This is a genomic window from Pseudorhodoferax soli (assembly GCF_003337555.1).
Lineage (GTDB): Bacteria > Pseudomonadota > Gammaproteobacteria > Burkholderiales > Burkholderiaceae_C > Pseudorhodoferax > Pseudorhodoferax soli.
The window spans coordinates 191,956-214,263 of record NZ_QPJK01000003.1; the positions used below are offsets into that span (position 1 = coordinate 191,956).

The following is a 22,308-nucleotide window of genomic DNA, read 5'->3' on the forward strand; positions in this document are numbered from 1 at the left end:
GAGCGAACGTGATGGCCGCAGTAGAACGCATGAAATCGCTGGACCTGGCCCAGCAACTCGACCTGCCCAAGCGGGCCGTGGCCCTGGTACTGGCGGGCGGCCGCGGCAGCCGCCTCATGAACCTCACCGACCGGCGCGCCAAGCCGGCCGTGTACTTCGGCGGCAAGTTCCGCATCGTCGATTTCGCGCTGTCCAACTGCCTGAACTCGGGCATCCGCCGCATCGGCGTGATCACGCAGTACAAGAGCCACAGCCTGCTGCGCCATGTGCAGCGCGGCTGGGGCTTCCTCAAGACCGAGATGAACGAGTTCGTCGACCTCATGCCCGCGCAGCAACGCGTGGACGAGGAGAGCTGGTACCGCGGCACGGCCGACGCCGTCTACCAGAACCAGGACATCCTGGCCAGCTACAAGCCCGACTACATCGTGGTGCTGGCAGGTGACCACATCTACAAGATGAACTACGCCATCATGCTGGCCGACCATGTGGCCAAGGGCCGCGACTGCACGGTGGGCTGCATCGCCGTGCCGCGCGCCGAGGCGTCGGCCTTCGGCGTGATGGCGGTGGACGGGAACAGCATCATCACGGACTTCCTGGAGAAGCCCGCCGATCCGCCGCCCATGCAGGGCCGGCCCGACATGTCGCTGGCCAGCATGGGCATCTACATCTTCAACGCGCGCTACCTCTACAAGGAGCTCGAGCGCGACATGGCCGACCCGAACTCCAGCCACGACTTCGGCAAGGACATCATTCCGCGCGCGGTCAAGAACGGGCAGGCCGCGGCGCACCCGTTCGAGCTCTCGTGCGTGAACATGCGCGTGGGCGAGGAGGCCTATTGGCGCGACGTGGGCACCATCGATGCCTACTGGGACGCCAATATCGACCTCACGGCCACCGACCCGCAGCTCAACATGTACGACACCCGCTGGCCGATCTGGACCTACCAGTCGCAGCTGCCGCCGGCCAAGTTCGTCCACAACGCCGACGACCGGCGCGGCTCGGCGGTGGAGTCGCTGGTCTCGGGCGGCTGCATCGTCTCGGGCAGCGTGCTGCGTTCCGTGCTGTTCTCCAGCGTGCGCGTGAACTCCTATTGCAGCGTGAACTGGTCGGTGCTGCTGCCGGGCGTGCAGATCGGCCGGCATGCACGCATCACGCGCGCCATCATCGACCGCGGCGTGAGCATTCCCGATGGCATGGTCATCGGCGAGGATGCCGAGGCAGACGCCGCGCGCTTCCACCGCAGCCCCAACGGCATCGTGCTCGTCACCCAACCCATGCTGGACAAGCTCGGTTCATGAAGGTTCTGCAGGTTGCGGCGGAGGTCTATCCGCTGGTCAAGACGGGGGGCTTGGCCGACGTGGTCGGTGCCTTGCCGCAAGCACTTTCGGCCCAGGGCGCGGAGGTGCGCTTGTTGCTGCCCGGCCTGCCGGCCGTGCTGCGCGGCATCGAGGGCCTGTCCGAGGTGGTCTCGCTGGGGCCGATGTTCGGCGCCGGCCGTGTGCGGCTGCTGCGCGGGCAATTGGCCGGCGTGCAGGCGGTCTATGTGGTCGACGCGCCGTTCCTGTACGAGCGGCCCGGCAACCCCTACCTGGGCGCCGACGGCCTGGAGTGGGCCGACAACCTGCAGCGCTTTGCCTTGCTGGGCTGGGTGGCCGCGCATGTGGCCGCCGGCGAGCTGGATCCGGACTGGAAGCCGCAGGTCATGCATGCGCACGACTGGCATGCCGCCATGTCCTGCGCCTACCTGGCGGCGCGGCCGGTGCGCGACGTGGCCACGGTCTTCACCGTGCACAACCTGGCGTTCCATGGCCTGTTCGAGCCGACCGACTTCTTCCTGCTCGGACTTCCGGGCCGCTTCATGGCGCCTTCGGCGCTCGAATTCCACGGGCACTTCTCGTTCATCAAGGCCGGCCTCAAGTTCGCCACGCGCGTGACCACGGTCAGCCCGACCTATGCGCGCGAGATCCGTACGCCCGAGTACGGCAGCGGCCTGGACGGCGTGATCCGTGCACGCGGCAACGAGGTCTCGGGCATCCTGAACGGGGTCGATCCGCAGGTCTGGGACCCGACGGCCGACCCTGAACTGCCCGCGCGCTACAGCGCGGACGAACTGGCTGGCAAGGCGCAGTGCAAGGCCCGGTTGCAGCAGGCGCTGGGCCTGCTGCCGGAAGCCGATGCCCCGCTGTTCGGCGTGGTCAGCCGGCTGACCTCGCAAAAGGGCCTGGATCTCGTGCTCGAAGCCTTGCCCGACCTGCTGGCCCAGGGCGCGCAGTTTGCCGTGCAGGGCACGGGCGACGCAGCGCTGGAAGGCGCCTTCCGCCAGGCGATGGCCCAGCACCCGGGCCGCGTGGCCGTGCGCCTGGGCTACGACGAGGCCTTCGCGCACCAACTCATCGCGGGGGCGGACGCCATGCTGGTGCCTTCGCGCTTCGAACCCTGCGGCCTGACCCAGCTCTACGCGCTGCGCTACGGCACCGTGCCCATCGTGCGCCGCGTGGGCGGCCTGGCCGACACCGTGGTCGACGCGAACGAGGACACCCTGGCGCGCGACGTGGCCACGGGCTTCCAGTTCGGCCCGGCCACGGCCGACGCGCTGGACCGCACGCTGCAGCGCGCCGTGCTGGCCTACCGCCAGAGCGCGCAGTGGCAGCAGCTGGTGCGCCGCGGCATGGCGCAGAACTTCTCGTGGGAGCCCGTGGCGCAGCAGTACCTCGCGCTCTACAAGGAAGCCATCGCGGCGCTGTGAGCGTGCTGTCGGCGCTGGCCATCGCCAACTACCGCTCGCTGCGCCGGCTGGTGCTGCCGCTGGGGCAGCTGACCCTGGTCACCGGCGCCAACGGCAGCGGCAAGTCCAGCGTTTACCGTGCCTTGCGGCTGCTCGCGGCCGTGGCCCAGGGCGGCGTGGTGCGGGCGCTGGCGCGCGAGGGCGGCCTCGCGTCCACGCTGTGGGCCGGGCCCGAGCAGTTCTCGGCCGCCATGCGCCGCGGCGAGCAGCCCGTGCAGGGCACGCAGCGCAACGGCCCGGTGTCCTTGCAGCTGGGCTTCGGCTCCGACGCGGCCGACGGCTATGGCTACGCCATCGACATCGGCCTGCCGATCCCGCGCAGCACCTCGGTGTTCAACCACGATCCGGAGATCAAGCGCGAGGCTGTCTGGAACGGCCCCTTCATGCGCCCGGCCTCCCTGCTGGTCGAACGCCGCGGCGCTGCGCTGCGCATCCGCAGAGACGGGCAGGGGGGCGGTTGGGAAGGCGTGGCGCGGCCGATCCCGGCCTTCGCCAGCATGATGACGGAGTACGCCGAGCCGCGGGCCGCGCCCGAGATGCTGAGCCTGCGCGAGCAGATCCGCGGCTGGCGCTTCTACGACCATTTCCGCAGCGACGCCGACGCGCCTGCGCGCGTGCCGCAGCTGGGCACCACGACGACCGTGCTCGGCGACGACGGCAGCGACCTGGCCGCGGCCTGGCAGACCATCCGCGAGATCGGCGACCGCGCCGCGCTCGACGCCGCGGTGCAGGACGCCTTTCCGGGCGCGCAGGTGGAGATCGACCTGCAGGGCGAGCGCTTTGCGCTGCGCATGCGCCAGCACGGCCTGCTGCGGCCGCTGGACGCAGCCGAACTGTCCGACGGCACGCTGCGTTATTTGCTCTGGATCGCCGCACTGCTGACGCCGCGGCCGCCGGCTCTGCTGGTGCTCAACGAGCCCGAGACCAGCCTGCACCCGGACCTGCTGCCTGCCCTGGGCCGGCTCATCGCGCAGGCGGCGCGCGCCTCGCAGGTCATCGTGGTCACGCACGCGCCGCGGCTGCTGGCCGCGCTGGACGGCCCGGCGCCAGACACGCAGCGGCTGGAACTGCACAAGCCGCTGGGCGAGACGCAGCTGGCCGGGCTGGAGATGGACCGGATTCCGCGCTGGGAGTGGCTGGCGCGCTGAGGGCCGGGGCCTGGGGTTTCCCCCATAATCGCCCGCACCGCCAGCCCCCTGTCCAGGAGTTCCATGCAAGTTTCCGCGTCCATCTTCAAGGCCTACGACATCCGCGGCATCGTGCCGTCTTCGCTCAACGAGGCCGTGGCCGAAGGCCTGGGACGCGCCTTCGGCACCATCGCCCGGCGCGAGGGCGAGACCACGGTGGCGGTGGGCCGCGACGGCCGCCTGTCGGGCCCGAGCCTCGCGGCCGCGCTGATCCGCGGCCTGGTGGCCGCTGGCGTGCAGGTCATCGACGTGGGCATGGTGACCACGCCCATCCTGTACTTCGCCGCACACACCTTGGCGAAGAGCGGCATCCAGATCACGGGCAGCCACAACCCGAAGGACTACAACGGCTTCAAGATGATCATGGGGGGCCGCGCCATCTATGGCGAGGAGATCCAGGCGCTGCGCAGCATGATCGAGGCCGAGGATTGGCTGGACGTTCCCGGCGGCAACGTGCGCCAGGCCGATGTGCTGCCGGCCTACCGCGAGCGCATCGTCTCCGACGTGAAGCTCGCGCGCCCGCTCAAGATCGTGATCGACTCGGGCAACGGCATCGCCGGTGCTTCGTCGCCGGCCATCTTCCGCGCGCTGGGCTGCGAGGTGACCGAACTCTTCAGCGAGGTCGACGGCAACTTCCCCAACCACCACCCGGACCCGAGCAAGCCCGAGAACCTGCACGACCTGATCGCCGCGCTCAAGACCACCGGCGCAGAGCTGGGCCTGGCCTTCGACGGCGATGGCGACCGACTGGGCATCGTCACGCGCGAAGGCAACAACATCTTCCCGGACCGCCAGATGGCTCTGTTCGCACAGGACGTGCTCTCGCGCGTGCCGGGCGGCACCATCCTGTTCGACGTCAAGTGCTCGCAGCGGCTGGCACCGGCCATCGAGGCGGCGGGCGGCAAGGCGCTGATGTTCAAGACCGGCCACTCGCTGATCAAGGCCAAGATGAAGGCCATCGAGGCCGAAGGCGGCCAGGCGCCGCTGGGCGGCGAGATGAGCGGCCACATCTTCTTCAAGGAACGCTGGTTCGGCTTCGACGACGGCACCTACGCCGGCGCGCGGCTGCTGGAGATCCTCAGCCAATCGCCCGACGCGAGTGCCGTGCTCGACGCGCTGCCCACCAGTTTCTCCACGCCCGAACTCAACGTCGGCTGCGCCGAAGGCGAGCCGCACACGTTGGTAGCCCAGCTGGTGGCAGCCGCGAAGTTCGACGCGCCCGCGGCCGTCAACACGATCGACGGCCTGCGCGTGGACTGGCCGGACGGCTTCGGCCTGATCCGCGCGTCCAACACCACGCCGGTGCTGGTGCTGCGCTTTGAAGGCCAGACCGAGGCGGCATTGGAACGCATCCAGACGCAGATGATGGCGCTGCTCCGCTCGGCCAAGCCCGACGCACAGATCCAGGCGGCCGCGCATTGAACGTGGGCGGCCGGGCCGTCGCATGAGGATCCTGATCGTCAAGCTCTCGTCGCTGGGCGATGTGGTGCAGGCCATGCCGGTCGTGAGCGATCTGCGCGCGGCGCTGCCGCACGCGACGATCGACTGGGTCGTCGAGGAGTCGTTCGCGCCGCTCGTGGAATGCGTGGTCGGAGTGGAGCGCGTGCTGCGCTTTGCCGGACGCCGCTGGCGCCGGTCCTGGCTGGACGCGGCGACGCGCGGCGAGCGGACGGCATTCTTCACCGCATTGCGGGCCGTGGCGTACGACGCCGTGCTCGACATCCAGGGCCTCATCAAGTCGGGGATGGTGGCGCGCAGGGCGCGTGTGTCGGCCGGGGGCTTTCGCGCAACCTACGGCAACCCCAGCGAGGAGTGCGGCTACGAGTGGCCGGTGCGCTTCTTTGCCGACCGCCTGGTGCCCATGCCCCGGCGCGTGCATGCGGTCCAGCGCTACCGCGTGCTGGCCGCCGGCGCGCTGGGCTATGAACTGAAGACGCCGCCCGTCTATGGCCTGCGCGTGGAGCGGCCGGCGCCGGTGCGCGCGGTCGTGCTGGCGCACGGCACGACGCGGCCCGACAACGAATGGCCGCAGGCGCATTGGGCGGCTATCGGCCAGCGGCTGGCGGCCGATGGCTTCGAGGTCTGGCTGCCGCACGCCTCGGACGCCGAACTGGGCCTGGCCACCGCGCTGGCCGCCAGCATCGGCCCCCAGGCCCGCATCTGGCCGCGGCTGTCGCTGGCCGGCGTGCTGCGGGAGATGGCGGCCGCCACCGGCGCGATCGGCGTGGACTCCGGTCTCAGCCACATGGCCGTGGCGCTGGACCTGCTCCACGTGCAGATCTTCAGCTATCCACGTGCCTGGCGGGCCGGCCCCGTGGGCCATGCACACCAGGTGCCGGTGGGCGGCGAGCGCGCACCCAGCGTGGACGAGGTCTGGGCCGCCTGGCAAGGCGTTCTGGCCGCCACGCCCAGGCCGGTGCCGCGCTGATGCTGCTGCGCCTGTACGGCTGGCTGACCTGGCTGGCGCAACCGCTGCTGCGGCGCAAGCTGGCGCGCCGGGCCGTGGCCGAGCCCGGCTACGGCGCGCATGTGCCAGAGCGCTTCGGCCACTACCAGCAGCCGCCCTCCAGCGGCTGGGTCTGGGTGCATGCGGTCTCGCTCGGCGAGACGCGTGCTGCCGCCGTGCTGGTCGCCGCGCTGCGCGAGCGCCTGCCCGGCATGCGGCTGCTGCTGACGCACGGCACGGCCACGGGCCGGGCCGAGGGTGCGCGGCTGCTGCGCGAAGGTGACCTGCAGGTCTGGCAACCCTGGGACACGCCGGGCGCTACCGCGCGATTCCTCGCGCAGTTCCAACCGCGCGTCGGCATCCTCATGGAAACCGAGATCTGGCCCTGGCTGATCGCCAACTGCCGCCGGGCCGGCGTGCCGCTGGTGCTGGCCAATGCGCGCCTGTCCGAGAAATCGCTGCAGGGCGCGCAGCGGGTGCCGCTGCTGCCGCCGGCCTATGCCGCGCTGGCGGCCGCCTACGCGCAGACCGAAGACGACGCGGCGCGGCTGCGCAGTGCCGGTGCGCCGGTGGCCGGCGTGTTCGGCAATCTCAAGTTCGATGCCGCGCCCGATGCGGCGCAACTGGCGCGTGGGCGCCAATGGCAGGCCCTGGCGGGCAAGCCGGTCGCCCTGTTCGCCAGTTCGCGCGAAGGCGAGGAGGCGGCCTTGCTGGCGCTGCTGCAGGCCGATCCGGCCGCGGCCGCTGCCGTGCAATGGCTGATCGTGCCGCGCCATCCGCAGCGCTTCGATGCTGTGGCCGAGTTGGTGCGGGCGCATGGCTTTGCCCTGGCGCGCCGCAGCGGATGGGGCGATGCGCCGCCGGCCGCTGCGGCTGCGGTCTGGCTCGGCGATTCGCTGGGCGAGATGGCGCTGTACTACGGCCTGGCCGACATGGCGCTGCTGGGGGGCAGCTTCGAGCCCCTGGGCGGGCAGAACCTGATCGAGGCCGCCGCCTGCGGCTGCCCGGTGCTGATGGGCCCGCACACCTTCAACTTCGCCGAGGCGGCAGAGCTGGCGGAGCAGGCCGGCGCGGCCTTGCGCGTGGACGATCTGGCGCAAGCCTTGCAGACCGTGCAGCAGTTGGGGGCCGACCCTGCAGCGCGCCGGCAGGCCAGTGATGCCGGCCTGGCTTTTGCCGCGGCCCACCGCGGCGCGGCAGCCCGCACGGCGGAGGCGATCGCAGAACTGGCCCGGCGCTGAGCGCGCCCGGCTCAGCGCACCAGCAGCGCTTCGATGCCCTGCAGGTCCTCGGCACGCAGGCTGCCGCTGGCCTGGCGCAGGCGCAGCTCGCCCAGCAGCACGTTGTAGCGGGCCTGGGCCAGGTCGCGCTTGGTCTGGTAGAGCTGGCTCTGCGCATTCAGCACGTCGATGTTGATGCGCACGCCGACCTGGTAGCCCAGCTTGTTGGCATCCAGCGCACTCTGGCTGGAGGTCTCGGCAGCCTGCAGCGCCTCGACCTGGCCCTTGCCCGATATCACGCCGTAATAGGCTGTGCGCGTGTTCTGCACCACGATGCGGCGCGCCGCCTCCAGGTCGGCCGTGGCCTTGTCTTCGAGCGACAGGGTTTCGCGCACGCGGTTCTGCACCGAATAGCCGGCAAACAGCGGCACCGTGACCTGCACGCCCAGGGAGCCCTGGTTCTGGCGCGTGCCGAAGGCCAGGCTGTTGCTCGGGTAGCCCTGTGGATAGCGGTTGATGCCGTAGGTGGCCTGCAGGTCGACCGTGGGCTTGTGGCCGGCGCGCGCCTTCTCGGTCTCCAGCCGCGCCACATCCACGCCGATCCGTGCCTGCTGCACGACGGGATGGCCTTCGGCCTGCTGCACCCAGGTCTCGGCATCGCCGGTGAGCACGGGCAGCGGCACCGGCTGGGCCAGCGGGGTGGGGCGCGCATCGGTGCGGCTGACCACGGTGTCCAGCGCCAGCTTCTTGACGCGCAGGTCGTTGGCAGCGGCGATCTCCTGCGCCATGACGAGGTCGTGCCGGGCCTGGGCTTCGCGGGTGTCGGTGATGGTCGCAGTGCCGACCTCGAAGTTGCGGCGCGCCGAAGCCAGCTGCTCGGCCACAGCGGCCTTCTGCGCCTGCACGAAGGCCAGCGTGTCCTGTGCGGCCAGCACGTCGAAATAGGCCTGCGCCACGCGGATGACCAGGTCCTGCTCCGCCACCATCAGCTGGGCCTTGGCGATGTCGGTCAGCTTGAGGCCCTGCTCGTAACCGGCCCAGTTGCCGGGGCGGTACAGCGGTTGCGTGGCGCCCACGCTGGCCGTCAGCGCGGTGTAGGGGCCATCGATGTTCGGCGTGGTGCTGTCGTAGGTGTTGCGCGAAGCGCCGGCCGAAAGGCTGGCGCTGGGCAGGATCAGCGCGCGCGACTGGTCGGCCTTGGCCAGGTTGGCTTCGTACTGGGCGCGCGCGCTCTGGTAGGTGGCATCGGTGCTGCGTGCGGCGTCGAACAGCTGCACCAGTGTCTGGGCGGACGCCGCGGCCGGCAGCGTGCCGAAGGCCAGGAGGAGCAGCAGGCCGGTGGTGCTGCGTCGGTGTGCGGTCTTGTGTTTTCTTGTCTGCACCATGGCCATGCCTTTGTCCTAGTAACGTGGAACGGTTGGATCGCGCTGTTGTGACCAGGCGTCGATGCCGCCGCTGATGTTGGCGACCTGCGCAAAGCCCTGCTGGACCAGGAACTGCGCGACGCGCATGCTGCGTGCGCCGTGGTGGCACAGGCAGGCGATGGGTTGGTCGGGATCGAGCTCGGCCAGCCGGGCGGGTATCTCGCCCATGGGGATCGCGAGCAGCGTGAACCCCTCGGGCTTCACGCTGGCCACTGCGAGTTCCGCAGGTTCACGCACGTCGAGGACCGTGATCCGCCCGGGTTGCCAGTCGCCGAGTTGGGAGGGATGGACGTGGTCGATCATCGGCTCAGAACTGGAAAGGCGACGGTTCCGGGAAGTTCTGAAGCCGCGGCACGACGGCGTCCCAGGGCGAGGTGGTCTCGAAGCGGCCTTCGCCTGCCCGGGTGATGACCTGGGCACGCATCATGGGCTCGCCGCCGACGATGGCGAACAGCCGGCCGCCCGGCTTGAGCTGCTGCAGCAGGGCCGGCGGCACGGCCGCCACCGAGCCGCTCAGCAAGATGGCGTCGAACGGGCCATCGGCTGCGGCACCTTGGGCGCCATCGGCGTGGCGCACTTCGGCGTTGGTGATGCCGGCTTCGCGCAGGTTGGCGCGGGCGGCTTCTGCCAGTGCGGCCTCGATCTCCAGCGTCAGCACACTGGCGGCCAGGCTGGCCATCAGCGCGGCGGAATAGCCCGAACCGGTGCCGATCTCGAGCACGCGGTCCGTCTTTTGCAGCTTCAGGTCCTGCACGCTGCGCGCTTCCACACGCGGGGCCAGCATGCAATGGCCCTGGCGCAGGGCCTCGTCGTGCGGGGTGCGCAGCGGCACCTCGGTGTCCATGAACGCCAGGCCACGCAATGCAGCCGGCGTGAACTGCTCGCGCCGCACCTGCCCCAGAAGTTCCAGCACGGCTGCATCCAGCACATCCCAGGGGCGGATCTGCTGCTCGATCATGTTGAAACGGGCGCGTTCGATTTCGGCGGGGGTCATTTGTTCAGGAATGCGTAGCGGGAGACGCGGAGTCACGACAGAGCAGGGATTCTAGAGGGCAGGGCCTGGGCCGGTCCCAACAGGCCATGCAGGATGATGTCCAGCTGGGAGGCGATGTAGCGTTCCGGCATCAATTGGCCCGACGCCGGTGCCAGCAGGCCCATCGCATGCTTGTGCATGACCAGGTACAGAATGGCGCTGGTCACGCTGTAGACGGCGTACTCGGCGTCCAGCGGGCGGAACTCGCCGCGGTCGATGCCGCGCTGGATCACGCGGCGCAGCAGCCGCTGCGAGGGTTGCACCACCTCGCTGTGGTAGCAGGCCGCCACTTCGGGGAAGTTCTGCGCCTCGCTGATCACCAGCTTGGTGAGGCCGGTGAGCTTGGTGGCGCCCACCCGTGTCCACCAGGACTGCAGCGCGTGGCGCAGCATGTCGGCGGCACTGCCGCTGTCGCCGTCCATGGCTTCGTATTCGGCGTTCCAGTCGGCGAAGCGGGCGGCCAGGTTCTCCTGCACGACGGCCCTGAACAGCTCGGCCTTGCTGGGAAAGTACAGGAACAGCGTGCCCTTGGACACGCCGGCCCGGGCGGCCACGGCCTCCACGGTGGTGGCGGCGAAGCCCTTCTCGACGAACAGTTCCAGCGCCGCGTCCAGCAACTCGCTCGGGCGCGCGTCCTTGCGCCGGGTCCGCTTGCCGGCGGCCTTGCTGCTGGGGGTGTCGGACGGGTTCTGCATTCCTTAATGACTGACCGGTTAGTAATGTAGGCAGTCCGGAATCGGCCTGTCAAGGCAGGCCGCCGGCGCCGGCGTTCAGCGCCCCAGGCGCAGCGCCAGCCATTCGCGCACCACGGCCGAGGTGTTGGCCAGCCCATGCGTCGATGGAAGCCACTCCAGCACGGGCCGCTGCAGCGGCACGGCAAACCCCATGGGTGCGGGCAGGACGGTGAGCCCCGTCGCTTCGAAGGCCCGCACGGCGCGCGGCATGTGCCAGGCGCTGGTGACGAGCGCGATGCGTTCGATGCCGTCGCGGCGCAACAGCGCGGCCATGTTCTGGGCGTTTTCCACCGTGTCGCGCGAACGGCTGTCGGCCCAGCGCAGCGGCGCCAGGCCCGTGCGGGCCAGCAGGCGCGCCACCGCGTCGGCTTCGTCGGGGTGCTCGGCCTCACCCGCGTTGGCCCAGCCGACGCCGCCGGCAAAGCCCAGCGGCAGGCCGCTCTCGCGTGCCAGCCAGGCGCCGTACAGGGCACGCGTGCCGGTCTGGCCGGAGGGCTGCGGGCCCTCGAGTTCGGGCACGCGCGGGTACAGGCCACCGCCGAGCGCGATCACGGCCTGCACCTGCCGCGCCTGCAGCCGGGCCACGGCCTCGGTGGGCGGCAACGCCGCCACGGGCGGCAGCAGGAGGTCGGACAGGCGCACCGCCACCGCATTGCTGCACATCAGCCACAGCAGCAGCAGGCCGGCCAGGCCCAGCGCCCGCCCGGCCCCGCGCCGGCGGCGCGCCAGCAACCAGCCGAATGCGATCAACAGCAGCGGGCCGGCCGGCGGCAGCACCAGGGAGGAAAGGATGGGGCGCCACTCGGCAGGGTTCATGGGGGAAAGCGGTGCGGCAGGGTTGATCGGGGACGGGCCGGCATTCTCGTGGATCGCCACGGCACAATGCCGGCTGCAATTTCTGGCAAAGGGCACAGCATGGCAACGGAAACCATCACATTGGGCGGCGGCTGCTTCTGGTGCACCGAATCGGTGTTCAAGGAAGTCCAGGGTGTGCTGGACGTGGAGAGCGGCTACAGCAACGGCCAGTTGACCAAGCCGAGCTACGAGCAGGTCTGCACCGGGCGCACCGGCCACAACGAGGTCGTGCGCCTGCAGTTCGACCCCGAACAGATCAGCCTGCGCGAGATCCTGGAGATCTTCTTCGTCGTGCACGACGCCACCACGCTGAACCGCCAGGGCAACGATGTGGGCACGCAGTACCGCAGCGGCATCTACCTGGACAACCCGGCGCAGGAGCCGGTCGCGCGCGAGGTCATCGCCGAACTGGCCGGCCACAGCAGCGCGCCCATCGTGACCGAGGTCGTGCCGGTGGCCAACTACTGGCCGGCCGAGGAGTACCACCAGGACTTCTTCGAGAAGAACCCCACGCAGGGCTACTGCATGGCCGTGGCGGCGCCCAAGGTCGCCAAGTTCCGCAAGACCTTCAGCCGCCTGGCCAAGCACTGAACTGCGCATGACGCACCGCCTGCGCCTGCTCCAGCGCCGGCCACTGTGGTGGCTGGGCCTGCTGCTGGGCGTCTGGCTCTCGGCGCAGACGCTGGCGCTCGCCCACCGCGAGGTGCATGGCAGCGCCAACGACCATTTCCACGCCGGCCATGCCGCAGCCGACTGCCAGCTGTACGACCATGCCGGCGCGGCCGATCTGCTGGCCGCAGTGCCCTTGCTGGCGCTGCCTGCCGTGGTGGCGCCGGCGCCGCCGGCAAGCCGGAGCCCGGCGCTGCGCGCGCCGGCGCCACCGCCGTTCCAGGCCCGCGGCCCGCCCGCGCTTCGCTGAATTCCCCGTTCTTGGCCGCGCGCCTGTCTCAAGACAGGTGCGCGCGGCCGCATGCACGACCGATTTCAACGAAGCCATTCCATGTCTCCTCATTTCTCGCGCGGCGCTGTTGCCGCCGCCGTATCGCTGGCCTGCCTTGCCCCCGTGTGGGCGCAGTTCGAATCCGCCACGCTGAAGGACGTCACCGTCACGGGCAACCCGCTCGGCACGCCGGACGCCGTTGCGCCCACCACCCGCCTGGAAGGCGACGAACTGACCTTGCGCCGCCAGGGCACGCTGGGCCAGACGCTGGACGGCCTGCCCGGCGTGGGCAGCACCTACTTCGGCCCCAACGCCAGCCGGCCGGTGATCCGCGGCCTGGACGGAGACCGCATCCGCGTGCTGCAGAACAGCGGCGCCATGCTGGACGCCTCGGCGCTGAGCTTCGACCATGCCGTGCCCTCCGACCCTCTGACCGTCGAGCGCATCGAGGTGCTGCGCGGCCCCGGCGCGCTGCTGTACGGCGGCAGCGCCGTGGGTGGCGTGGTCAACCTCATCGACAACCGCATCCCGCGCGCGCCGCAGTTCGACGCCACGGGCGGCATCACGGGCGCGGCCGAGGCCGGCGTGTCCACCGGCAACAAGGGCCGCGATGGCGCCGTGCTGCTCGAAGGCGGCAACGACCGCTACGGGCTGCACGTGGATGTCAGCAAGCGCCGCACCGAGGACGTGTCCGTGCCCGTCGACCTGGCCTGCAGCAGGCCCGGCAGCGCCGAGCAGGCCCGGCGCATCTGCAACTCCGCCAGCGACACCGAGAGCGGCTCGGTCGGCGGCTCGCTGTTCTTCGACCACGGCTACCTGGGCGCCTCGGTCACCGACTACCGCAGCGACTACGGCACCGTGGCCGAAGACGAGGTCACCATCGGCATGCGCTCGCGCCGCTACGCGCTGGCCGGCGAATGGCGCCAGTTGCCGGGCTGGTTCAGCAGCATCAAGCTGCAGGCCGCCCACACGCGCTACCGCCACACCGAGTTCGAGGGTGACGAGGTCGGCACGCGCTTTCGCAACCAGGGCAACGACCTGCGGCTCGAGGCCCGCCACCGGCCGATCGGCCCGCTCGAAGGCGTGGTCGGCCTGCAGCTGGACAGCAACCGCTTCTCGGCCGAAGGCGAGGAGGCTTTCGCACCGGCCAGCCGCACGCGCCAGGCTGCGCTGTTCGTGTACGAGGAACTGCCCACCAGTTGGGGCAAGTGGACGCTGGGCGGCCGGGTCGAGCGCGTGCGCGTGCGCTCGGACGGCAGCAGCGACCCGGATGTCACGCGCTTCGAAACCGGCGAGCGCAGCTTCACGCCACTGAGCCTGGCCGGCGGTGCGCTCGTCAAGCTCTCGCCGGCCTGGCAGTTCACGGCCAATGTGGCCCACAGCGAGCGCGCGCCGCGCGACTACGAACTCTTCGCCAACGGCCCGCACCTGGCCACGGCGGCCTGGGAGACCGGCAACGCCTCGCTGGCCAAGGAGAAGTCCAACAGTGTGGACCTGGGCCTGGCCTGGCAGTCCGGCCCGCACAAGGCGGCGCTGAACGTCTATGCCAGCCGCTTCACCAACTACATCGGCCTGGCGGACACCGGCAACACGCGCAGTGCGGAGGGCGAGATCAACCCGACGGACCCCGAAGAGGCCCTGGCCGACCTGCGCTACGCCGGCGTGCGCGCGCGCTTCTACGGCGCCGAGGTCAACGGCACGCTACGCCTGCTCGGCGCGGGCGGCCTGGGCCGTGCGGATGAAGTCGGCACGCTGGACTTCCTGTGGCGCGCCGACCTCGTGCGCGCGACCAACCTGGACAGCGGCGAGCCGCTGCCGCGCATCGCCCCGGCCCGCCTGGGCGGCACGCTGTCGTGGGCGCGCGGCCCCTGGGGCGCGCAACTGGGCGTGGACCTCTTGCGCGCACAGCGCCGCGTGCCGGCCGAGGGCCAGCGCGCGACCGACGGCTATGCGCTGTGGAATGCGGCACTGAGCTACCGCATGCCGCTGGGCAGCTCGGAGCTGCTGTGGTTCGCGCGCGTGGACAACATCACCGACGAGTTGGCCTATAGCGCCGTCTCGGTGCTGACGACCACCGCCTTCCCCAAGGCGCCGCTGCCAGGGCGCAGCGCGCGGCTGGGCGTGCGGCTGAACTTCTGAAGCGTCAGGCGCCGCGGAAGCAGGACAGGCCCCAGGGCGTCAGCTTCACGGGCAGGTGGTAGTGGCGCGTGGTGTCGGCTACCGCGAAGCGGAACACCTGCACGTCCATGAACGCGGGCTCGGGCAGCTGCGTGCCGCGCGCGCGGTAGTAGTCGGCCACGTGCAGCCGCAGCTCGTAGCGGCCTGCGGCCATGGGCTCGGCCACGCCTTCGATGGCCGCGACCAGGCCGTTGCTGCCCACCTGGCCCGACACCACCTCCCGCCACTGCCCGCCCTCCTGGGACAGCACGTCCACGCGCATGTTGCGCGCGACCTGGCCATTGGCGACATCGACGACGTGGACGGAAATGGTTTGCATGGCGCGTGCGGGGAGTGGAGGCGCCGCATCCTAACGTGCCGGCGGGCCTGCGCCTTGCCGCTCGGCCGCGTAGCGCTGTGCTTCCTCGCGCAACCAGGCGATGAAGTCCAGCGGCGGCGCGCCGGCCTGCGGCCATACCAGCCAGTAGGGGTAGGCATAGGGTGCGCGGATGTCGGTCAGCGCGACGAGCTCGCCGCGGCGCAGCAGGCCGTCTGCCAGGCTCAGGCGTTCCAGCGCCACGCCCATTCCCAGCCGTGCGGCCTCCAGCGAGAGGTTGGAATCGTTGATCCAGAGACCGCCCTCGGGCGAAGGCTCGGGCAGGCCGGCGCGCTGGCACCAGGGCGCCCAGGACTCGGCCGAACGGATCAGCGGGCACTGCAGCACCTCGGCCGGCGTGCGCGACAGCGCACCGCCGTTCAGGCCGGGCGCGGCCACCATCACCAGTTCATCGGTGAACAGCTCCTCCTGCACCAGGCCGTCCCACGGGCCCTGGCCCATGCGGATGGCCAGTTGCGCGCCGGCCTGGCGCAGGTCCTGCAGATCCAGGCTGGCCTGCAGCCGCACGCGCCGGCCCGGATGCGCCGCCAGGTAGCGCGGCAGCCGCGGCAGCAGCCAGTGCTGCCCGAACGAGGGCATCAGCGCCACCACCAATTCGCCCGCACGCGGCCGGATGCGCAGGGCGCGCGTGGCGTCGCCGATGCCGTGCAGCGCCTCGCGTACCTGCAGGGCGTAGAGCCGCCCGTTCTCCGCGAGGCGCACGCCGCGGCCCTCGCGCTCGAACAGCGCCAGGCCCAGCAGGCTTTCGAGCTGGCGCAGCTGCTGGCTCACGGCCGAGTGCGTGACATGCAGCTCCTCGGCCGCGCGGCCCACGCTGCCCAGCCGCGCCACGGCCTCGAAGCAGCGCAGGGCGTTCATGGGTGGCAGGTCGTTCATGTCAGTTTTTCTAACGGGTTCGACAACAAGATGTCGATGGTAGGCCAAGCGTTTATTGGATAAATTTTCCGCTCGCCCGCAGATGGCTGCGGGCCGATGAAGGAGAACTGAAATGATGCAGCTGGTCGGCATGCTCGACTCGCCCTATGTGCGCCGCGTTGCCGTGGGTCTGGAACTGCTGGGACTGCCGTTCGAATCGCGGCCGATCTCGGTGTTCCGGCAGATGGACGCCTTCCGTGCGATCAACCCCGTCATCAAGGCGCCCACGCTGGTGACGACCGAGGGGGTGGTGTTGATGGATTCCAGCCTGATCCTGGACCATGCGGAAAGCCTGGCCGGCCCCGCCCGCAGCCTGTGGCCCGCGGCGGCGGCCGAGCGCCTGCGCGCGCTGCGGCTCACGGGCCTGGCGCTGGCCGCGTGCGAGAAGGCCGTGCAGATCGTCTACGAGCAGCAGGTGCGCCCGCCCGAGAAGCGGCACCAGCCCTGGCTGGACCGGGTCCATGCCCAGATGCTGGCCGGCTTCGGTGCGCTGGAGGACGAACTGCGGCGCGGCCCGCCGCCGCAGCCAGCCGGCGGCCAGCCGGTCGGGCAGGCCGAGCTGACGCTGGCCGTGGTCTGGCATTTCGCGCGGCAGCTCGTGCCGGAGCACCTGCCCGAGGCGCCGTTCCCGCTGCAGCGTGCGGCCTCGGAACGGGCCGAGGCGCTGCCGGCCTTCGCCGCCTGGCCGCATGCCTGACGGGCGCACGGCCCTGCACGGGGCCATCTGCCTTCAGGCCTGACGCCGGTCCACCGGCAGCAACAGGGTGAGGCAGGTGCCCGCGCCGCTGGATTCCAGCTGCACGCTGGCACCGATGTCTTTCGCACGGCGCTGCTGGTTCGCCAGGCCCTTGCCGGTGGCCCCGGCGAGCGGCGGTGGAACGCGGAAGCCGCGGCCGTTGTCGCGCACCGACACGGCCACCTCGTTGCCCTGCATGCGGGTGGCCAGGGTGATGCGCGTGGCGTCGGCATGCTTCACGATGTTGGCCAGCGCCTCCTGCAGGATGCGCAGGATGTGCAGCGAGGCCTTGGGCTCCAGCCACTCGAGCGCCGCGATCGGCTGGACGTCCCACTGCAGCTGCAGGCCGCTGTCCTCCAGGCGCGGTCCGGCCCGAAAGCGCAGGGTGGCCAGCAGCAACAGCAGGTCCGATTCGACCGGCTCCATCGAATCGATGGCCAGCTTGAGATCATCGATGCAGCTCTTGAGCACCTGCGCCACGGCGGCCTCGTCCAGGTGCCCGCGCTCCACCACCCGCAGGGCGGTGGTCAGCGAGGAACCCACGCCGTCGTGCATGTCCTGCATGAAGCGCTGGCGCTCCTGGCTCAGGGTCTGCAGGCGGTCGCTCTCGCGCAGTTCCAGGTGGGTGGCGGTCAGCTCGGCTTCCTTGGCGCGCAGGTGCAGCGCCAGCGCGTCGTTGGACCGCTGCACCACCGCCGTGGCTTCGCTGCGCAGCAGGTGGAAGCGGTAGGCCAGCGTGAAGGCCAGCAGCAGCATCTCCAGCGCCGAACCCAGTTGCAGCCCCTGCTGCGTGAAGCTGTTGTGCGGGATCACGGCCAGCGTCTTGAGCTCGATCATGAAGCCGCCCAGCAGCAGCATGGAGAACGCGATGCACAGCAGCGCGGCGATGCGTTGGCGCCGCACGACCGCGCCATGCGCCACCACGGCAAGCAGCGCCAGCCCCGACATCGCCCACACCACGGAGACCGGCGCGGTCAGGGCCTGCGGCGCCACCAGGAAGCCCCCGGCCAGCGACAGCGTGGCGCCGATCAGCACCTGCATGGCCCGGTCGATGCGCGGCGCGGTGGCGCGCAAGTCCAGCGTGCGCCGGATGAACATGACCTGCGCGGCCATGGCCAGCGAATACAGCACATTGAACGAGATGCCGGCCCACGACGAAGCCGCAGGCCACAGGAACTCGGCGGCGAAGCCGTTCACGGTGGAGATGGTCAGCGCCATCGCGCTCGCGAAGACGCAATACCAGAAATAGACCGCATCGCGCAGCGTCACGAGCATCAGCAGGTTGTAGACGACCAAAGCGGCCGCAAGGCCGAAGTAGGCGGCCTGGACCAGGTCCTGGGCGCGGTCGTCCGCGCGGAAGGCGGCAGGCTCCCACAGCGTCGCCGGCACCACGATGCCGTTGTGTCCCTGCACCCGCAGGTAGAAGGTCTGCTCCGCGTGCGCCGGCAGCGTGACGGGAAACACGAAGAACCGGCTAGGGTAGGCCCGTGTGGCGAACGGCCGCGCGGCCCCGGTCGACACCGTGTCCCAGCCGCCGGCCGGCGAGGGCGCGTGGAAGTCCACCTGCGAGAGCATCGGAAAGTTGATCTCCAGGAGCCGCTCGAGAGCCACGGCAGAGCCGTTGCGCAGGCGCAGGCGGAACCACAGCGCCGCATCCGTGAACCCGTAGTTCAAGGCGCCCGGCCGGTCGCTGGCGGGCATGAAGCGCTGCTGTGCCGCGGGCTGCTGCACGTCGTCCAGTGTCATGCCGCGCCCGGTGTCGACCAGCACCGACAGATGGGGTGCGAGCGAGATGGCATCGGCGCTGGCGGGGGCAATCTCCAAGGGCGGATCGGCTGCCGGCGCCGCGGCGCAGTGCAGCAGCGGGCACAGCGCAAGAAGCAATGGAAGCAGCCAGCGGACCCTGTCGGTGTGCATGCGCTGCCGCCAGGGCCGCGCCGGCGTCATCGCAGGTCGCCGAGCAGGCCCAGGTGCCGCGCTTCGTAGATGGCCTCCATGCGGGAGCTGACGTTGAGCTTTTCGTAGGTGCGGCGCACATAGGTCTGCACCGTGTGGTGCGACACCCCGATGAACCCTGCGATCTCGTGGACGGTGAAGCCCTTGGTGACGTGGCCCAGCACCTCGCGCTCGCGTGCCGACAGCGTCACGGACGGTTCGGCCTGGCCAGGCGCAGTGCCCGCCTGCGCGGCCGGGCTGGCGCCCGGATGGAAGTGCGCCAGCACCTTGCGGGCGATCAGCGGACTCACCGGACTGCCCCCGGCGTGCAGGCTGCGGATGGCCGCGACCAGTTCGCCCGGAGCCTGGTCCTTCAGCAGGTAACCGTAGGCACCGGCCTCCAGCGAGCGGATCACATGGCCTTCGTCGCCGAAGGTGGTGCTGACCATGGCGTGGCACGCCGGCCACCGCTGGCGCGCATGCCGGATCACGTCGATGCCCGAGCCGTCCGGCAAGCCCAGGTCGACCACCAGCACGTCGGCGGGCGCCTGGTCGAGCATGGCAAAGGCTTGCGCGAGGCTGGTGGCACAGCCTTGCAGTGCGAGGTCAGGCGCGGCGGCGATGGCGGCCGCCATCGCCTGCTGGAATGCGGCGTCGTCCTCGACCAGCGCGACCTGGATCGGACGACCGGTGTTCGGCGGGGGGCAAGACGGGATGTCCATACAGCTTGCGAAGGCGCAGTCCCGGGGTGGTGGTGCTGCATTTTGCCGATACAGCGTTCAAAAAATCCGCAAATGCGTGATTTCTGTCACCTGTTTTTGGGACAGACGCAGGCAGGAGGCGTCCCTAGCATCGACGGCAAACCTGCATCCACTCCCGAAGGACGGCCATGACGCTGTTGCCGAACCCGTCGCTCTCCATGCCGCGCAGCGCCCGCCCCGGGCTGGTCGGCGCGGGACTCGCCGCCGTGGCGTTGCTGGCTTGCCATGCCTGGCTGCCGGGCAACGCACCGCTGTCGTCCGCACCCAGGGCCGTACCGCTGGTGCACCCCATGACGGCACAGGACGACGGCTTTGCCGATGGCCTGCTGTGGGAATGGCCGGCGCAGATGGCCGGCGCGGCCGGCATGTTCCAGTGCGCGCCGACGGTGGGCAGCGAGGTACAGGCATCCGTGATCGTCTGGACGGACAGCGCAGACAACGTCTTGGCCTTCGGTTCCGCGATCGAAGGTGCGCCATGGCCCGCGTACGCCGCCGCGTTCATGCCGGCGCAGGCCGGCGGACCAGCTCAGCCGATCCACATGGCAGAGCAGGGCCACGCGGTGGGGGCGTCCGGCCGCGACCGCTTCGTGCAGTTGCGCGGCACGCGGCTGGCCTGCGTGCGCACCTGGGACGACTAGGACCGGCCATGGACACCATGCCGTACCTGGGCGACGCCCTGGGTTGGGCTGCCGCTGCATTCACGTTGCTGACGTTCTCCTGCCACCACATGCTGCGCCTGCGGTGCTGGGCGCTGGTGGCCAACGCCGCCTTCATCGCCTACGGCTTGTCCGCCCATCTCTGGCCGGTGCTGGCACTGCATTGCGTGCTGGTGCCGATCAACGCCTTCCGGCTGCTGGGGACGTTGCGGTCCGGGCGGCCACCGCGGGAGCCGGTGGCGCAGCAGCCTGTCCGGGCCAGCCCAGCCGGCGCGACACCTCGGCCGCGGCGCTGCGCACGGCGCGTGCGGCCGCCGAATCCCACTGCGCCGGGAAGTGGTCCTGGTGGCCGAGTGCCGTCACCACGATGGCGGGTTGGCCCTCGTGATCCAGGGCCGCCGCACTGAACGCATTGACGCCCGGCATCGGCCGGCCGTTGGCGCGCGCCACCCCGTGTGCACGCCATTCCTCCACCGCATCTTGCAGTTCGGTGCGCTGCGCTGCCGACAGCGGCCGGCCGGCCTGGTCCGGGTCGCCCAGCGGGCCGGCGAGCGTGCGCTCGATCCGCTCGAGCGGCAACACCGCGGCGAAGGCCCGGCCCGTGGCCGTGCCCAGCAGTGACATCACAGTGCCCGCCCGCATGGACACATGCAGCGGCTGGCGCGCGTCGATCATGCGCACGATGGTGGCGCCGAAGTTGCCCCACACCGCCAGCGCCACGGCATAGCCCGTGCGCTGCGCCAGTTCCTCGGCCACCGGCGTGGCGGCCTTCACCGGGTCGAGTTGGTGCAGGTAGGTCAGCCCCAGTTGCAGGGCCGCCGGCCCCAGCGCATAGTGGCCGCTGCCCGTGTCCTGGGCGATCAGCTCCAGGCGGCTGAAGCTCACGAGGTAGGGGTGGGCGCGGGATGGCGGCATGTCGGCCGCCGCGGCCAGGTCCTTCAGCGACATCGCGCCGGGCCGGCCCGCCAGGGCCAGCAGCAACCGCGCGCCCACCTCGGCCGATTGCACCGCGCGCTGGCCCTTGTCTTGTGTCCTGTCCATGGCGGCGAGTTTGCAATACGCAAATCCATTTGACAAACTCGTGCAAACAGAAATAATGCAAACCAGTTTGTCATTGACAAATATCAACCCCGCAGGAGACACCCCGATGAGCACGGAAAAGAAGTTCGCGTCCCAGGCCGACCTGGAAGAGAAGAAGGTCACCTTCAGCCAGATCTCCGAGCACGCCTGGGCCTACACAGCCGAGGGCGACCCGAACACCGGCATCGTCATCGGCGACGACGCCGTGCTGGTGGCCGACACCCAGGCCACGCCGGCGATGGCGGCCGACGTGATCCGCCGCATCCGCGAGGTGACCGACAAGCCCATTAAGTACGTGGTGCTGACCCACTACCACGCGGTGCGCGTGCTGGGCGCCAGCGCCTACCAGCCGCAGCAGATCCTGGCCAGCCAGGACACCTACGACCTGATCGTCGAGCGCGGCGAGCAGGACAAGGCCAGCGAGATCGGCCGCTTCCCGCGCCTGTTCCAGAACGTGGAGACGGTGCCGGCCGGCATGACCTGGCCGACCATGACCTTCACCGGCAAGATGACCGTCTGGCTGGGCAAGCTGGAGGTGCAGCTGCTGCAGCTGGGCCGCGGCCACACCAAGGGCGACACCGTCGTCTGGCTGCCGGGCGAGAAGGCGCTGCTGTCCGGCGACCTGGTGGAGTTCGGCGCCACGCCCTACGCCGGCGACGCCTACTTCAAGGACTGGCCGAAGACGCTGGACAACCTGGCCGCGCTGGAGCCGCGTGCGCTGGTGCCGGGCCGCGGCGCCGCGCTGACCACGCCAGCGGATGTGGCCAAGGGCCTGCGCGAGACGCGCGACTTCATCGCCGACGTCTACGCCAACGTGCAGAAGGGCGTGGCCGCCGGCAAGGACCTGAACGCCGTCTACAAGGACACCTTCGCCGCGCTCAAGCCCAAGTACGGCCACTGGGTCATCTTCGACCACTGCATGCCCTTCGACGTGACGCGCTGCTACGACGAAGCCACGCAATACGCCGACCCGCGCATCTGGACCGCCGAGCGCGATATCCAGATGTGGAAGACGCTGGAAGGCTGAGCGGCGCGCGGAGGAGACAA

22 protein-coding genes are annotated in these 22,308 nt (G+C 70.5%); 12 read left to right on the forward strand and 10 right to left on the reverse strand.

What is annotated here, in order from left to right; all coding sequences use genetic code 11:
- Positions 1-29: 29 nt before the first annotated feature.
- The 6 genes from glgC to DES41_RS12600 all read left to right on the forward strand — a co-directional run bounded on the left by glgC (position 30) and on the right by DES41_RS12600 (position 7,659).
- Positions 30-1,298 (forward strand): glucose-1-phosphate adenylyltransferase, encoded by a 1,269-nt coding sequence (glgC, locus tag DES41_RS12575; RefSeq protein WP_114467998.1) that lies wholly within the window; start codon positions 30-32, stop codon positions 1,296-1,298.
- Entirely contained in the window at positions 1,295-2,746 is a 1,452-nt protein-coding gene (gene glgA / locus DES41_RS12580) for a glycogen synthase GlgA (RefSeq protein WP_114467999.1), read from the forward strand. The genes glgC and glgA overlap by 4 nt, the downstream gene beginning before the upstream one ends.
- Positions 2,743-3,933, forward strand: a complete 1,191-nt coding sequence (locus tag DES41_RS12585; RefSeq protein WP_211332964.1) for an AAA family ATPase — start codon at positions 2,743-2,745, stop codon at positions 3,931-3,933. The genes glgA and DES41_RS12585 overlap by 4 nt, the downstream gene beginning before the upstream one ends.
- A gap of 63 nt (positions 3,934-3,996) precedes the next feature.
- Complete coding sequence (locus DES41_RS12590) at positions 3,997-5,394, forward strand: phosphomannomutase/phosphoglucomutase (protein ID WP_114468000.1); 1,398 nt, start codon at positions 3,997-3,999, stop codon at positions 5,392-5,394.
- Between the two features lie 22 nt (positions 5,395-5,416).
- Positions 5,417-6,400, forward strand: a complete 984-nt coding sequence (gene waaC / locus DES41_RS12595) for a lipopolysaccharide heptosyltransferase I (RefSeq protein ID WP_114468001.1) — start codon at positions 5,417-5,419, stop codon at positions 6,398-6,400.
- Complete coding sequence (locus DES41_RS12600) at positions 6,400-7,659, forward strand: 3-deoxy-D-manno-octulosonic acid transferase (protein WP_114468002.1); 1,260 nt, start codon at positions 6,400-6,402, stop codon at positions 7,657-7,659. Before waaC ends, DES41_RS12600 begins: the two co-directional genes overlap by 1 nt.
- Before the next feature lie 11 nt (positions 7,660-7,670).
- Here DES41_RS12600 and DES41_RS12605 read toward each other — a convergent pair whose 3' ends face one another.
- The 5 genes from DES41_RS12605 to DES41_RS12625 all read right to left on the reverse strand — a co-directional run bounded on the left by DES41_RS12605 (position 7,671) and on the right by DES41_RS12625 (position 11,645).
- Positions 7,671-9,029: a TolC family outer membrane protein gene (locus tag DES41_RS12605; RefSeq protein WP_245965681.1), complete on the reverse strand. Its 1,359-nt coding sequence runs from the start codon at positions 9,027-9,029 to the stop codon at positions 7,671-7,673.
- A 9-nt stretch (positions 9,030-9,038) separates the two neighbouring features.
- The gene (locus DES41_RS12610) at positions 9,039-9,365 is read right to left on the reverse strand and encodes a rhodanese-like domain-containing protein (RefSeq protein ID WP_114468003.1); all 327 of its coding nucleotides are present in this window, start codon (positions 9,363-9,365) and stop codon (positions 9,039-9,041) included.
- Between the two features lie 4 nt (positions 9,366-9,369).
- A complete protein-coding gene (locus DES41_RS12615) occupies positions 9,370-10,056 on the reverse strand; it encodes a protein-L-isoaspartate O-methyltransferase family protein (protein ID WP_114468004.1) in 687 nt (228 codons plus the stop codon).
- A gap of 32 nt (positions 10,057-10,088) precedes the next feature.
- Entirely contained in the window at positions 10,089-10,790 is a 702-nt protein-coding gene (locus tag DES41_RS12620; RefSeq protein ID WP_114468005.1) for a TetR/AcrR family transcriptional regulator, read from the reverse strand.
- Positions 10,791-10,865: 75 nt separating this feature from the next.
- Positions 10,866-11,645, reverse strand: a complete 780-nt coding sequence (locus tag DES41_RS12625) for a YdcF family protein (protein WP_114468006.1) — start codon at positions 11,643-11,645, stop codon at positions 10,866-10,868.
- Between the two features lie 99 nt (positions 11,646-11,744).
- Between DES41_RS12625 and msrA the strand changes: the two genes are divergently transcribed.
- The 3 genes from msrA (at position 11,745) to DES41_RS12640 (ending at position 14,763) form a co-directional block, all read left to right on the forward strand.
- The gene (gene msrA, locus DES41_RS12630; RefSeq protein ID WP_114468007.1) at positions 11,745-12,275 is read left to right on the forward strand and encodes a peptide-methionine (S)-S-oxide reductase MsrA; all 531 of its coding nucleotides are present in this window, start codon (positions 11,745-11,747) and stop codon (positions 12,273-12,275) included.
- A 7-nt stretch (positions 12,276-12,282) separates the two neighbouring features.
- Positions 12,283-12,603 carry a hypothetical protein gene (locus DES41_RS12635; RefSeq protein ID WP_114468008.1) on the forward strand — a complete coding sequence of 107 codons (321 nt, stop codon included), beginning with the start codon at positions 12,283-12,285 and terminating at the stop codon, positions 12,601-12,603.
- An 81-nt stretch (positions 12,604-12,684) separates the two neighbouring features.
- Positions 12,685-14,763: a TonB-dependent receptor gene (locus DES41_RS12640; RefSeq protein WP_114468009.1), complete on the forward strand. Its 2,079-nt coding sequence runs from the start codon at positions 12,685-12,687 to the stop codon at positions 14,761-14,763.
- A gap of 4 nt (positions 14,764-14,767) precedes the next feature.
- Here DES41_RS12640 and DES41_RS12645 read toward each other — a convergent pair whose 3' ends face one another.
- Positions 14,768-15,121, reverse strand: a complete 354-nt coding sequence (locus DES41_RS12645) for a hydroxyisourate hydrolase (protein ID WP_114468010.1) — start codon at positions 15,119-15,121, stop codon at positions 14,768-14,770.
- Positions 15,122-15,151: 30 nt separating this feature from the next.
- A complete protein-coding gene (locus DES41_RS12650) occupies positions 15,152-16,054 on the reverse strand; it encodes a LysR substrate-binding domain-containing protein (RefSeq protein WP_114468011.1) in 903 nt (300 codons plus the stop codon).
- A gap of 115 nt (positions 16,055-16,169) precedes the next feature.
- Between DES41_RS12650 and DES41_RS12655 the strand changes: the two genes are divergently transcribed.
- Complete coding sequence (locus DES41_RS12655; protein ID WP_114468402.1) at positions 16,170-16,790, forward strand: glutathione S-transferase; 621 nt, start codon at positions 16,170-16,172, stop codon at positions 16,788-16,790.
- A gap of 33 nt (positions 16,791-16,823) precedes the next feature.
- Here DES41_RS12655 and DES41_RS12660 read toward each other — a convergent pair whose 3' ends face one another.
- Together DES41_RS12660 and DES41_RS12665 are read right to left on the reverse strand one after the other, a co-directional pair.
- Complete coding sequence (locus tag DES41_RS12660) at positions 16,824-18,746, reverse strand: sensor histidine kinase (protein ID WP_170168167.1); 1,923 nt, start codon at positions 18,744-18,746, stop codon at positions 16,824-16,826.
- Between the two features lie 26 nt (positions 18,747-18,772).
- Positions 18,773-19,486, reverse strand: a complete 714-nt coding sequence (locus DES41_RS12665; protein ID WP_114468013.1) for a response regulator — start codon at positions 19,484-19,486, stop codon at positions 18,773-18,775.
- 167 nt (positions 19,487-19,653) lie between these two features.
- Between DES41_RS12665 and DES41_RS12670 the strand changes: the two genes are divergently transcribed.
- Positions 19,654-20,163 (forward strand): hypothetical protein, encoded by a 510-nt coding sequence (locus tag DES41_RS12670; RefSeq protein ID WP_114468014.1) that lies wholly within the window; start codon positions 19,654-19,656, stop codon positions 20,161-20,163.
- A gap of 198 nt (positions 20,164-20,361) precedes the next feature.
- On the opposite strand, the gene DES41_RS12675 is transcribed toward DES41_RS12670, so the two are convergent.
- A complete protein-coding gene (locus tag DES41_RS12675; RefSeq protein ID WP_114468015.1) occupies positions 20,362-21,222 on the reverse strand; it encodes an IclR family transcriptional regulator in 861 nt (286 codons plus the stop codon).
- Between the two features lie 106 nt (positions 21,223-21,328).
- Here DES41_RS12675 and DES41_RS12680 point away from each other — a divergent pair, with 106 nt between their 5' ends.
- Entirely contained in the window at positions 21,329-22,288 is a 960-nt protein-coding gene (locus tag DES41_RS12680; protein WP_114468016.1) for an MBL fold metallo-hydrolase, read from the forward strand.
- The last annotated feature ends 20 nt before the right edge of the window (positions 22,289-22,308 follow it).